The organism is Pseudomonas sp. B22(2017), assembly GCF_002113105.1.
Classification (GTDB): Bacteria; Pseudomonadota; Gammaproteobacteria; order Pseudomonadales; family Pseudomonadaceae; genus Aquipseudomonas; species Aquipseudomonas asiatica.
Genome location: NZ_NEJN01000002.1, coordinates 1 through 13,934, shown reverse-complemented (window position 1 = coordinate 13,934; position 13,934 = coordinate 1). Strand labels below are relative to the sequence as shown.

At 61.5% G+C, this 13,934-nt stretch carries 12 protein-coding genes; 9 read left to right on the top strand and 3 right to left on the bottom strand.

Annotated features, from left to right (window positions below):
• Positions 1–198: 198 nt before the first annotated feature.
• From gcl to CAG18_RS03955, 7 genes are all read left to right on the top strand, one after another.
• Entirely contained in the window at positions 199–1,974 is a 1,776-nt protein-coding gene (gene gcl, locus CAG18_RS03985) for a glyoxylate carboligase (RefSeq protein WP_015271168.1), read from the top strand.
• Between the two features lie 68 nt (positions 1,975–2,042).
• The gene (hyi, locus tag CAG18_RS03980; protein WP_003259508.1) at positions 2,043–2,825 is read left to right on the top strand and encodes a hydroxypyruvate isomerase; all 783 of its coding nucleotides are present in this window, start codon (positions 2,043–2,045) and stop codon (positions 2,823–2,825) included.
• Positions 2,826–2,899: 74 nt separating this feature from the next.
• Positions 2,900–3,793: a 2-hydroxy-3-oxopropionate reductase gene (locus CAG18_RS03975; RefSeq protein WP_003259509.1), complete on the top strand. Its 894-nt coding sequence runs from the start codon at positions 2,900–2,902 to the stop codon at positions 3,791–3,793.
• A gap of 243 nt (positions 3,794–4,036) precedes the next feature.
• On the top strand, positions 4,037–5,311 hold the full coding sequence (locus CAG18_RS03970) for a glycerate kinase (RefSeq protein WP_054573080.1): 1,275 nt from the start codon (positions 4,037–4,039) through the stop codon (positions 5,309–5,311).
• The gene (pyk, locus tag CAG18_RS03965) at positions 5,308–6,723 is read left to right on the top strand and encodes a pyruvate kinase (protein ID WP_013973542.1); all 1,416 of its coding nucleotides are present in this window, start codon (positions 5,308–5,310) and stop codon (positions 6,721–6,723) included. Before CAG18_RS03970 ends, pyk begins: the two co-directional genes overlap by 4 nt.
• A gap of 212 nt (positions 6,724–6,935) precedes the next feature.
• Entirely contained in the window at positions 6,936–7,808 is an 873-nt protein-coding gene (locus tag CAG18_RS03960; RefSeq protein WP_085720434.1) for an urea transporter, read from the top strand.
• 45 nt (positions 7,809–7,853) lie between these two features.
• Complete coding sequence (locus CAG18_RS03955) at positions 7,854–8,675, top strand: ion transporter (RefSeq protein WP_061551041.1); 822 nt, start codon at positions 7,854–7,856, stop codon at positions 8,673–8,675.
• A gap of 48 nt (positions 8,676–8,723) precedes the next feature.
• Here CAG18_RS03955 and CAG18_RS03950 read toward each other — a convergent pair whose 3' ends face one another.
• Positions 8,724–9,671, bottom strand: a complete 948-nt coding sequence (locus tag CAG18_RS03950) for an RHS repeat-associated core domain-containing protein (RefSeq protein WP_085720433.1) — start codon at positions 9,669–9,671, stop codon at positions 8,724–8,726.
• 362 nt (positions 9,672–10,033) lie between these two features.
• Here CAG18_RS03950 and CAG18_RS03945 point away from each other — a divergent pair, with 362 nt between their 5' ends.
• Entirely contained in the window at positions 10,034–11,035 is a 1,002-nt protein-coding gene (locus CAG18_RS03945; protein ID WP_015271174.1) for a sulfate ABC transporter substrate-binding protein, read from the top strand.
• 124 nt (positions 11,036–11,159) lie between these two features.
• Here the strand turns inward: CAG18_RS03945 and CAG18_RS03940 are convergent, their stop codons facing one another.
• Positions 11,160–12,086 carry a class I SAM-dependent methyltransferase gene (locus CAG18_RS03940; RefSeq protein WP_085720432.1) on the bottom strand — a complete coding sequence of 309 codons (927 nt, stop codon included), beginning with the start codon at positions 12,084–12,086 and terminating at the stop codon, positions 11,160–11,162.
• Between the two features lie 246 nt (positions 12,087–12,332).
• Positions 12,333–13,232 (bottom strand): DMT family transporter, encoded by a 900-nt coding sequence (locus tag CAG18_RS03935; RefSeq protein WP_085720431.1) that lies wholly within the window; start codon positions 13,230–13,232, stop codon positions 12,333–12,335.
• Positions 13,233–13,366: 134 nt separating this feature from the next.
• Here CAG18_RS03935 and CAG18_RS03930 point away from each other — a divergent pair, with 134 nt between their 5' ends.
• A complete protein-coding gene (locus CAG18_RS03930; protein WP_003260363.1) occupies positions 13,367–13,804 on the top strand; it encodes an Lrp/AsnC family transcriptional regulator in 438 nt (145 codons plus the stop codon).
• Positions 13,805–13,934 lie beyond the last annotated feature (130 nt).

Below are 13,934 nucleotides of genomic sequence, written 5' to 3'. Positions count from 1 at the left end.
ATAGAACACAACTGAATCTTTTTTTGTATACAATAAATTGAAACGATCGTATGCGAGATTGCAAACGCCCGTTTTCACGGGCGCTTGAACGAAAGCGACCTCGTCCGACGAAAACCCGTTGACCTGAGCGGCCAGCCGTGAATACACTCTGGCACAAAGCAAGTTGTATACAATTACAAAATCGATGAGGCACAAACCATGAGCAAAATGAGAGCAATCGATGCAGCCGTTCTGGTCATGCGCCGTGAAGGTGTAGATACCGCGTTCGGCATCCCGGGGGCTGCCATCAACCCGTTGTACTCGGCCCTGAAGAAAGTCGGTGGCATCGATCACGTCCTCGCTCGTCACGTCGAAGGCGCCTCGCACATGGCCGAGGGTTACACCCGTGCCAACCCAGGCAACATCGGCGTGTGCATCGGCACCTCCGGCCCAGCCGGCACCGACATGGTCACCGGCCTGTACAGTGCCTCCGCCGACTCCATCCCGATCCTCTGCATCACCGGCCAGGCCCCACGTGCCCGCCTGCACAAGGAAGACTTCCAGGCTGTCGACATCACCAACATCGTCAAGCCGGTCACCAAGTGGGCCACCACCGTTCTGGAGCCGGGCCAGGTGCCTTACGCCTTCCAGAAGGCCTTCTATGAAATGCGCACCGGCCGCCCAGGCCCGGTACTGATCGACCTGCCGTTCGACGTGCAGATGGCCGAAATCGAATTCGACATCGACGCCTACGAACCGCTGCCAGTGCACAAGCCGTCCGCCACCCGCGTACAGGCCGAAAAAGCTCTGGCCCTGCTCAATGACGCCGAGCGCCCGCTGCTGGTAGCCGGTGGCGGCATCATCAACGCCGACGCCAGCGACAAGCTGGTCGAGTTCGCCGAACTGACCGGTGTACCAGTGATTCCAACCCTGATGGGCTGGGGCACCATCCCGGACGACCACGCACAGATGGTCGGCATGGTCGGCCTGCAGACTTCGCACCGCTATGGCAACGCCACCCTGCTGAAATCCGACCTGGTGTTCGGTATCGGTAACCGCTGGGCCAACCGCCACACCGGTTCCGTCGACGTCTACACCGAAGGCCGCAAGTTCGTGCACGTGGACATCGAGCCGACCCAGATCGGCCGCGTGTTCACCCCGGACCTGGGTATCGTTTCCGACGCTGGCAAGGCACTGGACGTGTTCCTCGAAGTGGCCCGCGAGTGGAAAGCCGCTGGCAAGCTGAAGTGCCGCAAGGCCTGGCTGGAAGACTGCCAGGAGCGAAAGGCCACCCTGCAGCGCAAGACCCACTTCGACAACGTGCCGGTCAAGCCGCAGCGCGTCTACGAAGAAATGAACCAGGTATTTGGCAAGGACACCTGCTACGTCAGCACCATCGGTCTGTCGCAGATCGCCGGCGCGCAGTTCCTGCACGTGTACAAGCCACGCCACTGGATCAACTGCGGCCAGGCCGGCCCGCTGGGCTGGACCATCCCTGCCGCCCTCGGTGTGGTCAAGGCCGATCCGAAGCGCAAGGTGGTCGCGCTGTCGGGTGACTACGACTTCCAGTTCATGATCGAAGAGCTGGCGGTGGGCGCACAGTTCAACCTGCCGTACGTGCACGTACTGGTGAACAACGCCTACCTGGGCCTGATCCGTCAGGCGCAACGTGGCTTCGACATGGATTACTGTGTACAACTGGCGTTCGAGAACATCAACTCGACCGACGCCGCCACCTACGGTGTCGACCATGTCGCCGTGGTCGAAGGCCTGGGCTGCAAGGCCATCCGTGTATTCGAGCCGGCCGAGATCGCCCCTGCCCTGCTCAAGGCACAGAAGATGGCCGAAGAGTTCCGCGTACCGGTGGTGGTCGAAGTGATTCTCGAACGTGTGACCAACATTTCCATGGGCACCGAGATCAACGCGGTCAACGAGTTCGAAGACCTGGCCCTGGTCGGCAACGACGCGCCAACCGCCATCTCGCTGCTGGACTGATCGCCTGACGCCCCCGTGCCGGCCCCTACCTCAGGGCGCCGGGGGCCTTCATCGCTAGGAGACACAACATGCCTCGCTTCGCTGCCAACCTGTCCATGCTGTTCACCGAACAGGACTTCCTGGCCCGCTTCAAGGCTGCCGCCGATGCTGGTTTCAGCGGCGTAGAGTACCTCTTCCCGTACGATTTCAGCGCTGCCGAGATCAAGCAGCAGCTGGACGCCAACGGTCTGACCCAGGTGCTGTTCAACCTGCCGGCGGGCGATTGGGCCAAGGGTGAGCGCGGTATCACCTGCCACCCTGACCGCGTCGAGGAATTCCGCGCCGGTGTCGACAAGGCCATCGAGTACGCCAAGGTGCTGGGCAACACCCAGGTCAATGCCCTGGCCGGCATTCGCCCACAAGGCCCGGACTGCGCCACCGTGCGCAAGACCTTCGTGGAAAACCTGCGCTACGCCGCCGACAAGCTGAAAGCCGCCGGGATCCGCCTGGTCATGGAAATGATCAACACCCGCGACATCCCCGGCTTCTACCTGAACACCACCAAACAGGCCCTGGAAATCCAGGCCGAGGTTGGCAGCGACAACCTGTTCCTGCAGTACGACATCTACCACATGCAGATCATGGAAGGTGACCTGGCTCGCACCATGGAAGCCAACCTGAAACTGATCAACCACATCCAGTTGGCCGACAACCCCGGCCGCAACGAGCCAGGCACCGGCGAGATCAACTACCGCTTCCTGTTCGAACACCTGGACCGCATCGGCTACCAGGGCTGGGTGGGCGCGGAGTACAAGCCACTGACCACCACCGAAGCGGGCCTGGGCTGGCTGAAGACCCATAACGCTATTTAAGGACCACACGCTCCTACACGGGGCCGCGTTGTCTGCTCCATCGAGATTCAACAAATACAACGAGGTAATCTCTCATGGCTAAAATCGGTTTCATCGGCACCGGCATCATGGGCAAGCCCATGGCTCAGAACCTGCAGAAAGCAGGTCACAGCATCTTCATTTCCACCCACCACGACGCTGCCCCGGCCGACCTGATCGCCGCCGGTGCCGTGGCCCTGGCCAACCCGAAGGAAGTTGCCCAGGAAGCCGAGTTCATCATCGTCATGGTCCCCGACACCCCGCAGGTCGAGAGCGTCCTGTTCGGTGACAACGGCGTGGCCGAAGGCGTGGGCCCGAACAAGGTCGTGATCGACATGAGCTCGATCTCCCCTACCGCTACCAAAGCCTTCGCCGAGAAGATCAAGGCTACCGGCGCTGCCTACCTGGATGCCCCGGTGTCCGGCGGCGAAGTCGGTGCCAAGGCCGCGACCCTGAGCATCATGGTCGGTGGCTGCCCGAAAGCCTTCGAGCGCACCCTGCCGCTGTTCGAAGCCATGGGCAAGAACATCACCCGCGTCGGTGGCAATGGCGACGGCCAGACCGCCAAGGTGGCCAACCAGATCATCGTTGCCCTGAACATCCAGGCCGTTGCCGAAGCCCTGCTGTTCGCCGCCAAGAATGGTGCCGACCCGGCCAAGGTACGTGAAGCCCTGATGGGCGGCTTCGCCTCGTCGAAGATCCTCGAAGTGCACGCCGAGCGCATGATCAAGGGCACCTTCGACCCAGGTTTCCGCATCAACCTGCACCAGAAGGACCTGAACCTGGCCCTGCAAGGCGCCAAGGAACTGGGCATCAACCTGCCCAACACCTCCAATGCACAGCAAGTGTTCAACACCTGCCAGGCCCTGGGCGGCGGCAACTGGGACCACTCGGCGCTGATCAAAGGCCTGGAGCACATGGCCAACTTCTCGATCCGCGACGACAAGTAAGTAATTTTTAGCCTTCACCGGCCTCTTCGCGGGTGAACCCGCTCCCACAGGATTTACGCCGTCTTCAGCCTCTGTGAAGTCCCTGTGGGAGCGGGTTTACCCGCGAAGAAGCCAACACCGTTGAACCTGCGACCACAGGTTCAACGGTGGCACCGAGCAACACCCGCCCCTGGTTCGGCCTGCACGGAGGCAGTTCCAGGGGCGTTTTTGATTCTGCAGAACAACAATAATTGGGAGCCTGCCATGTCGGTCGATCCGCAAAAACTTCTCCGCGAGCTGTTCGACACAGCCATCGCCGCCGCCCACCCCCGTCAAGTCCTCGAACCCTACCTGCCCGCCGACCGCAGCGGCCGGGTCATCGTCATCGGTGCCGGCAAGGCCGCAGCCGCCATGGCCGAAGTGGTCGAGAAGTGCTGGCAGGGCGAAGTCTCCGGGCTTGTTGTCACACGGTACGGTCACGGTGCCAACTGCCAGAAGATCGAGGTGGTCGAAGCCGCCCACCCGGTCCCCGATGCCGCCGGCCTGGCCGTGGCAAAACGCGTGCTGGAACTGGTCAGCAACCTCAGTGAAGACGACCGCGTCATCTTCCTGCTGTCCGGCGGTGGCTCAGCACTGCTGGCCCTGCCCGCCGAAGGCCTGACCCTGGCCGACAAGCAGCAGATCAACAAGGCACTGCTGAAATCCGGCGCCACCATCGGCGAGATGAACTGCGTGCGCAAGCACCTCTCGGCGATCAAGGGCGGCCGCCTGGCCAAGGCCTGCTGGCCGGCCACGGTGTACACCTATGCCATTTCCGATGTCCCGGGCGACCTCGCCACGGTGATCGCCTCCGGCCCTACCGTGGCCGACCCGAGCACCTCGGCCGATGCCCTGGCCATCCTCAAGCGCTACAACATCGAAGCGCCCAAGGCCGTTATCGACTGGCTCAACAACCCAGCCTCGGAAACCGTCAAGGCCGATGACCCGACCCTGGCCCGCAGCCACTTCCAGCTGATCGCCAAGCCCCAGCAGTCGCTCGAAGCCGCCGCGGTCAAAGCCCGCCAGGCCGGGTTCAGCCCGCTGATCCTCGGCGACCTGGAAGGCGAATCACGCGAAGTGGCCAAGGTGCACGCCGGTATCGCCCGGCAGATCGTCCAGCACGGCCAGCCGCTCAAGGCACCCTGCGTGATCCTGTCCGGCGGCGAAACCACCGTGACCGTGCGCGGCAATGGCCGTGGCGGGCGCAATGCCGAGTTCCTGCTCAGCCTCACCGAAAGCCTGAAAGGCCTGCCGGGCGTGTACGCCCTGGCCGGTGACACCGACGGTATCGATGGCTCGGAAGAAAACGCCGGCGCCTTCATGACCCCGGCCAGCTACGCCCGCGCCGAAGCCTTGGGCCTGTCGGCCAGCGACGAGCTGGACAACAACAACGGCTACGGCTATTTCGCCGCCCTGGATGCGCTGATCGTCACCGAGCCGACCCGCACCAACGTCAACGACTTCCGCGCCATCCTGATCCTCGAGACTGCCCAATCATGACGCCTGATAAAAAAGTAAAGATCCTCGCCACCCTCGGCCCTGCGATCAAAGGCATCGACGACATCCGCCAACTGGTAGAAGCCGGGGTGAACATCTTCCGCCTCAACTTCAGCCACGGCGAGCATGCCGACCACGCCCTGCGCTACCAGTGGATCCGCGAAGTCGAGCAGCAACTGAACTACCCACTGGGTATCCTCATGGACCTGCAAGGGCCGAAGCTGCGCGTCGGCCGCTTTGCCGACGGCAAGGTGCAGCTGCAACGCGGCCAGGCCCTGCGCCTGGACCTGGACAACACCCCGGGCGACAGCCGCCGGGTCAACCTGCCGCACCCCGAGATCATCGCCGCCCTCGAGCCGGGCATGGACCTGCTGCTGGACGACGGCAAGCTGCGCCTGCGCGTCACCGCCAAGCACAGCGACGCCATCGACACCGAAGTGCTGGCCGGTGGCGAGCTGTCCGATCGCAAGGGTGTCAACGTGCCGCAAGCGGTGCTCGACCTCTCCCCGCTCACCGAAAAAGACCGCCGCGACCTGGCCTTCGGCCTGGAGCTGGGCGTGGACTGGGTGGCCCTGTCGTTCGTGCAGCGCCCCGAAGACATCACCGAAGCACGCCAGCTGATCGGTGACCGTGCCTACCTGATGGCGAAGATCGAAAAGCCATCGGCGGTCGAACAGTTGCAAGCCATCGCGGAACTTGCGGATGCGATCATGGTGGCCCGTGGCGACCTGGGCGTGGAAGTGCCGGCCGAAAGCGTGCCGCAAATCCAGAAACGCATCATCGGCACCTGCCGCCAACTGGGAAAACCGGTGGTGGTGGCCACCCAGATGCTCGAATCCATGCGCTTCTCGCCAGCGCCGACCCGCGCCGAAGTCACCGACGTGGCCAACGCCGTGGCCGAAGGTGCCGATGCGGTGATGCTGTCGGCCGAGACTGCCTCGGGTGAGTACCCGCTGGAAGCCGTGCAGATGATGAGCAAGATCATCCGCCAGGTGGAGAACGGCCCGGACTATCAGGCCCAGCTCGACGTTGGCCGGCCGAAGGCCGAGGCCACCGTATCGGACGCCATCAGCTGCGCCATCCGCCGTATCAGCGGCATCCTGCCGGTGGCGGTGCTGGTCAACTACAGCGAGTCGGGCGCCTCGACCCTGCGCGCGGCACGCGAGCGGCCACGGGCACCGATCCTGAACCTCACCCCGAACCTGGCCACCGCGCGTCGCCTGAGCGTGGCGTGGGGCGTGCACTCGGTGGTCAACGACCGCCTGCGCCAGGTGGACGAGGTTGTATCCACCGCACTGGAGATTGCCCAGGCACAAGGCATGGCCAGCCGTGGCGACACGCTACTGATCACTGCCGGTGTGCCTTTCGGCAAACCAGGGTCGACTAACACGCTGCGGATCGAGACCTTGATCTGAGATTTCGGGGGCGCCTTGCGCCCCATTCGCAGCACAAGGCTGCTCCTACAAAGGGACCGCGAAAACCTCCCGCTGCGCGGTCCCTTTGTAGGAGCAGCCTTGTGCTGCGAATGGAGGGCAAAGCCCTCCTCGTACACAGAAACACCACAACTGCGGAAAACCCGAGGCCCAAAGAGGCCCACCGCGCCCCATCAACCTCACTGACTGCCCCGATGTACACCAAAAATTTCGTCAACCCGTGCCCCGACTGGGCCACGGCGTTACTCAACGGCTTCAGCCAGGTGCTGCTGCTGCGCAACCCCCTGTGCGGCCTGTGCTGCCTGCTGGCCATCCTGCTGACCGCCCCCGGCCTGGTCGGTGGCGCCCTGCTCGGCGCCCTGGCCGGCCTGCTCACCGCCCAGGCTCGTGGCTACGACCGTGCCGACCGCCAGGCAGGCCTGTACAGCTACAACGGCGTACTGATCGGCATCCTGATCAGCGCCGTGCTGCCCTGGTCGGTCATCCTGCCGCCACTGATCATCGCCGCTGGCGGCCTGTCCAGCATCATCACCCACCAGTGGCGCAAGCGCGGCGGCAAGCTGCTGATCGCCTACACCGCACCCTTCGTGCTGCTGGGCTGGGCCGTATTGCTGATCGCCAGCCCCTCGCCCAGCGGCTTCGTCGAAGCCGACCCGCTGTACGCGTTGGCGCGCGGCGTGGGCCAGATCTTCCTGCTCGACCAGCCCCTGGCCGGCCTGCTGATCAGCATTGGCATGTTCATCGCCAACCCCTATGCCGCAATGTGGGCGGTGATCGGTTCGGCCATTGGGGGCGGCGTAGCGCTGCTCGCGGACCAGGCACAGGCAGCGTGGATGGGCCTTTACGGTTTCAACGCTGCGCTGGCGGCACTGGCGTTCAGCAGGCAAGGTGAAAAGCCGTGGGTGACACTGCTGGCCATCGCCCTGGCCCTGCTGCTGCAACCGCTGTTCAAGCTGCTACCGGTGCCCGGCCTGACCGCGCCGTTCGTCGCCGCATGCTGGCTGATGCACCTGGGTAACCACCTGGCCCAGCCCAGGCAGCGTGACGCCAGCCGCTTGCACAGCTGAAATGCAGCCCCTAGGCTCAGCCCATCGCTTTTGTGGAACGAGCCAATGAACAACCCTGCGAGCCTGCGCGAGCAGCTCTACATCATCGTCTTCCAGACCGATACCGTGGCTGGAAGACGCTTCGACAAGATCCTCCTGCTGATCATCCTGGCCAGCCTGGTTACCGTCATCCTCGACAGCATCGACGAAGTGCACCAGGGCTACGCCGGCCTGCTGGCCGGCATCGAGTGGGGCTTTACCGCGATCTTCCTGGCCGAATATCTCACCCGCCTTTACTGCTCGCCCAAGCCGCTGCGCTATGCCTTCAGCTTTTATGGCCTGGTCGATCTGCTGGCAATCGTGCCGGGAATCATCGCGCTGTACTACAGCGACGCCCAGTACCTTCTGATCATCCGCGTGATACGGATGCTGCGGATCTTCCGCGTGCTCAAGCTCAGCCCGTACCTCAAGCAGGCCCATTACCTGATGGAGGCGCTGCGCGGCAGCAAGCAGAAAATCATCGTGTTCCTGGTGACGGTATCGACCCTGGTGACGGTGTTCGGCACCTTGATGTATGTGATCGAAGGGCCTGAGCATGGCTTTACCAGCATTCCCAAGGGCATCTACTGGGCCATCGTTACCCTGACCACGGTGGGCTTCGGCGACATCGTGCCGAAAACCCCGCTGGGGCAGGTGCTGTCGTCGCTGGTGATGATTACCGGTTATTCGATCATCGCCGTACCGACCGGGATCTTTACCGCCGAGCTGGCCAATGCCATGCGCGGGGAGCAGTTGCAGCACTCCTGCCCGAACTGCAGCAAGAAAACTCACGAGCATGGCGCGGCGTTCTGTTCCCGGTGCGGAAGCGGACTGTTTCCAAAGCTGTGATGTTGGCGGCTGTGGCTGTGAGCCGCAGCCGACCATCGCAAGTTTTGACTATCGGCGAATTTGTCTAATCCCTGCATTCAGCCGGTCCTGATTGCTATTGAAACCCGGAGCGCCGCTTTCATTCCACTCTTCAGCTGTAAACCAACTTTTCATCACTTTTTCCAGCGCAGCAGCCCCAGCCTCATTGGGTTCGAAAGTAGTTGTTGCAATCGGCTTTGAGCGTACTCTGACGAAACCATAATTTCCAGCAACACCATCAGTGATAGAAAAATTGTAATCCTTCATTGAATCGCCTTTCAGATCAATTATCAACCCACCCTTAACATAAACCTCGCGCCCGCCAAAGTTCTCATGAGTTGCTGTCCTCGGCAACAGATCCGGAGCCTCTCCCCGAGCCAATCTGTAGTGTTTGTAACCATCACCCTGAGCCTCATATAAATATATACTTCTACGCTCATCAGCAGATCTCTTTTTAAGCAGCTGTTTCAAAAGCCCCGTCGGCAAACCTTTTTCTTTCATGAAGCTGGTTGTACCAGTTCGACGCCACGGCATGAAAAGCTTTGTAATATTTACGCGACCTGAAGGATCCAAACCATTGACCGGATCAGAGGCACAGTAGGCATAACTATTGATACCGCCTTTATTGAAAGGACTTAAATGATCAGGCGAAAGGAAGCGCATAAGTCTTGGCACAAACTGACGATGCCCGTTTCCTAGAAGATAACCACTTGTTACAAAATCGAGTCTTTCACCATTAAAAGCTTGCCTACCCTCCATACCATTGTACGTGCCAAATCCGTAGGGCGTATATGAGAGTTCATTAATTTCATTGGCAACCTCCCCATACACTGTCCCTGTATCACTACTCATTAGCAGCTTGGTGCTGGCCCCCAACGACGCAAGCGGCCATCTTGATACAGAGAAAAAATTCAGGTTTTTCTCACTCTCTTCGACTACCAATCTATTTTTGCAATAGAAAATTCGAACCCTTCTCATAAATCACCCTTAAGTCCTTTAATTCTACACAATAATTCTGCCTTGACTTTCGCAATGACATCAAACCGCCCCATCAACTCCAATTGCAGTTTCAGGCCTATTCTGGGTACTTTTTATTTGAACTGGCTACTGGTAAATTTATCAGGTCTTATGCCAAAGCCCTCAGCCCAGCGCCTGTCGCCAGCACGCCATCCTTACAAAGATCGCGTATGATTTAAGTTCGATGCGATCAACGTGACTGACCTCAACAGCAGCGCTGCTGTTGGCATAAACAAAGTATTTTTTGTTCTTTAACTACCACTACTCCACCCGCTATAGTCGCAGGCAAACTGCCAACACCTTCTCGATAACAAGGAAGCAACGTGAAAAAACTCTTCACCGCCTCGCTGCTCGCCGCAGGCCTTGCCCTGGGCAATTTCGCCCAGGCTGCCCCCACCCTGCTCAACGTTTCCTACGACGTGATGCGCGACTTCTACAAGGACTACAACCCGGCCTTCCAGAAGCACTGGGAAGCCGAGCACAACGAGAAGGTCAACGTGCAGATGTCCTTCGGCGGCTCGAGCAAGCAGGCGCGAGCGGTGATCGATGGCCTGCCGGCCGATGTCATCACCATGAACATGGCCACCGACATCAACGCCCTGGCCGACAACGGCAAGCTGGTGCCGGACAACTGGGTAACCCGCCTGCCGAACAACAGCGCGCCGTTCACCTCGGCCACTGTGTTCATCGTGCGCAAGGGTAACCCCAAGGCGCTGAAAGACTGGCCCGACCTGCTCAAGGATGGCGTACAGGTGATCGTACCCAACCCCAAGACCTCGGGTAACGGCCGCTACACCTACCTGTCGGCCTGGGGCTATGTGCTAAAGCAAGGCGGTGATGAAAACAAGGCCAAGGACTTTGTCGGCAAGCTGTTCAAGCAGGCGCCGGTATTGGACACCGGTGGCCGCGCCGCCACCACCACCTTCATGACCAACCAGATCGGCGACGTGCTGGTGACCTTCGAGAACGAAGCCGAGATGATCGCCCGCGAGTTCGGCCGCGACCAGTTCGAAGTGGTCTACCCGAGCGTGTCGGCCGAAGCCGAGCCGCCGGTCAGCGTGGTCGACAAGGTGGTGGCGAAGAAAGGCACCCAGGCAGCGGCCGAGGAATACCTGAAGTACCTGTGGTCGCCAGCCGCACAGGAAATCGCCGCACAGAACTACCTGCGCCCGCGTGATGCGACGGTACTGGCCAAGTACACCGACCGCTTCCCGAAAGTGGACTTCCTGTCGGTGGAGAAGACCTTTGGTGACTGGCGCACCGTGCAGAAGACCCACTTCAATGATGGTGGGGTGTTTGACCAGATCTACACCAACAATCAGTAATTGATGCATGCAGGTCCGGCCCTATCGCCGGCAAGCCAGCTCCCACAGGGACTCCACAGTACTCAAGACCTGTGCAGTACCTGTGGGAGCTGGCTTGCCGGCGATAGGGCCGGTACAGGCAACATCAGACCTGGCGGAATACCAGAGCCTTCAAGCCCCCCGCCGGGTCCACGTCAGGAAACTCCGGCGGGTTCTCCAGCCGCTCGACAAATGCCAGCGACGGCGCCTGCTCCGCCATCCCCTCGATCAGAAACTCTGGCCCGATGCCCGGGTCGTTCACGCATGCCAGCACCGTCCCGCCCTCGCTCAACAACTCCGGCAAGCGCCGCAGAATCTTCGCGTAATCCTGGGTCAGCACAAAACTGCCGCGCTGGAAGGTCGGTGGGTCGATGATGATCAGGTCGTAAGGCCCGTACTTGCGCACCTTGCCCCACGACTTGAACAGCTCGTGCCCCAGGTAGGCCACCCGCGACGCATCGTGGCCATTGAGGCGGTGGTTGTCGCGGCCCCGGGACAACGCCGACTTGGCCATGTCCAGGTTAACCACCTGCTGGGCGCCACCGGCAATCGCCGCCACCGAGAAACCGCAGGTGTAGGCAAACAGGTTCAGCACGCGCTTGCCCGCCGCCTGCTCGCGAACCCAGCGCCGACCATAGCGCATGTCGAGGAACAGGCCATTGTTCTGCCGCACGCCCAGGTCCAGCAGGTAGGCCAGCCCATCCTCGACCACCTCGCGCTGCTGGCACGGTTCGCCCAGCAGCCACTGGCCCGGGCTGTCGGGCAGGTAGCGATGCTGGAGAAGGATGGCTTGACCAGTCCACTGTGGACGCTCGGCGAGCGTGAGCAGCATGGATTCCAGTTCAGCCAGCTGGCCGCCAGGCGGCTCACGGAACAGGGCGACCGATAGCACGCCTTGCAGCCAGTCCACGGTGACCTGCTCCAGGCCCGCCCAGCAGCGGCCGCGGCCGTGGAACAGGCGGCGGGTTTCCTGCGGGGCAGGGTCGAGGGCGGCGAGCAGGTGTTGCTCCAGAGTCTGGATCGGCGAAGTCATCATGGGTCGCAAGCTGGCAAAAGCGGCATTCTACCCCCAGAGGGCGCTTCGCGCCCTATCGCCGGCAAGCCAGCTCCCACAGGTCCTGCGCAAGCTTTGAGAACTGTGCATTACCTGGGAGCAACTTGTACTGCCTGTACTGGCCTCATCGCTGACAAGCCAGGCTCCTATAGGTACTGCGCATGGCTTGAGCCCGATGCGGTCGAAGTGGGAGCTGGCTTGCCGGCGATAGGCCGCAAAGCGGCCTCAATGGCCCTTGACCGCTATCGTCCTGGGCCGGAACCACCACCCCTGCTGCATCCCCGCCGCCGCCAGCAGGATCAACGCCACCCCCAGCCACTGCAACGGTGCCAGCCGGTGCCCGAACGCCACCCAGTCCACAAGAATCGCCGCAATCGGGTAGATGAACGACAGCGCGCCGGTCAACGCCGTGGGCAAGCGCTGGATGGCGCTGTACAGCAACACATACATCAACCCGGTGTGCACCATGCCCAAGGTCACCAGGCTGGCCAGCGCCGGCACTTCACCCGGCAACCCGCCAAGCTTGACCCACGGCGCCAGCAACAGCACACCCGTGGCCACCTGGATCAGCGCGATCAGGTGCGGTGGCGTGCCACTCAGGCGCTTGATGATCAACGCCGCGATGGCATACAGGAAGGCCGCCCCCAGCGCCAGCGCAATGCCCAGCAAATAGTCCTCACCGCCACCCTGCCCCGCGCCATGGGCACTGACGATGGCCAGCATGCCGAGGAACGCCACGCTAAGCCAGGTAACTTTGGCCAGGGTGATCTTCTCGCCCAGGAACACCGCCGCCAGCCCCACCAGCATGAACGGCTGCACGTTGTACACCGCCGTGCCGATGGCAATCGACGCCCGCGAGTAGGAGGCGAACAGCAACACCCAGTTGCCGACAATGGCCACACCGCTGGCAATCGCCAACAGGAACGCCGTACGGCTTATCGCGCCAGGCCGCAGAAAGCCGAACCCCGCGCAAATCGCCAGCAAGGTCACGGCACCGAACACGCAACGCCAGAACACCACCTCCAGCACCGGCTGGCCAGATACCAGCACGAACCAGCCGATGGTCCCGGAAATCAGCATGGCGGCAACCATTTCCAGCGAGCCACGACGCAATGAACTGTCCATCTCAAACCTCCTGTTGACGATGGCAACAGTATGCAAAGGTTGCTGCCCGGCCTTCCAGCGCATAACGAAGGAAGATTGGCCAGTTTGCCTTTACTATCAAGGCAAATCACGCGAATAACCTGATTGAGGTGACCATGACCGATGCCATCGACCAACTGCTGATCAACGCGCTGATGGAAGACTCGCGCCGCTCGCTCAAGGCCCTGGCGCAGATCAGCGGGCTGTCTTCACCCAGCGTCAGCGAACGCCTGCGTCGCCTGGAGGAACGCGGCGTGTTGCGCGGTTACACCGTAGAGGTCGACCCACGCGCCTTTGGCTACCAACTGCAGGCCATCGTGCGCATCCGCCCGCTACCCGGGAAGCTGCAGGAGGTGGAACGGCAGATCATCGCCATTCCCGAATTCACCGAGTGCGACAAGGTAATTGGCGAAGACTGCTTCATTGCCCGCCTGCATGTTCGCTCGATGGAGCAACTGGACACGCTGCTCGACCGCCTCTATACGGTGGCCGAAACCAATACGGCGATCATCAAGAAGACACCGGTCAAGCGGCGGTTGCCGCCGATGGATTGAATCTGCCTGTGCGGGCCTCTTCGCGGGTAAACCCGCTTGTATGGTTAGACTTGAAGGGGTGGTGGGACTAAATGCCCGATTCTGACTGTTCACAGCAGTACAGACCGTGGGAGACATCGCCCCACCCCTT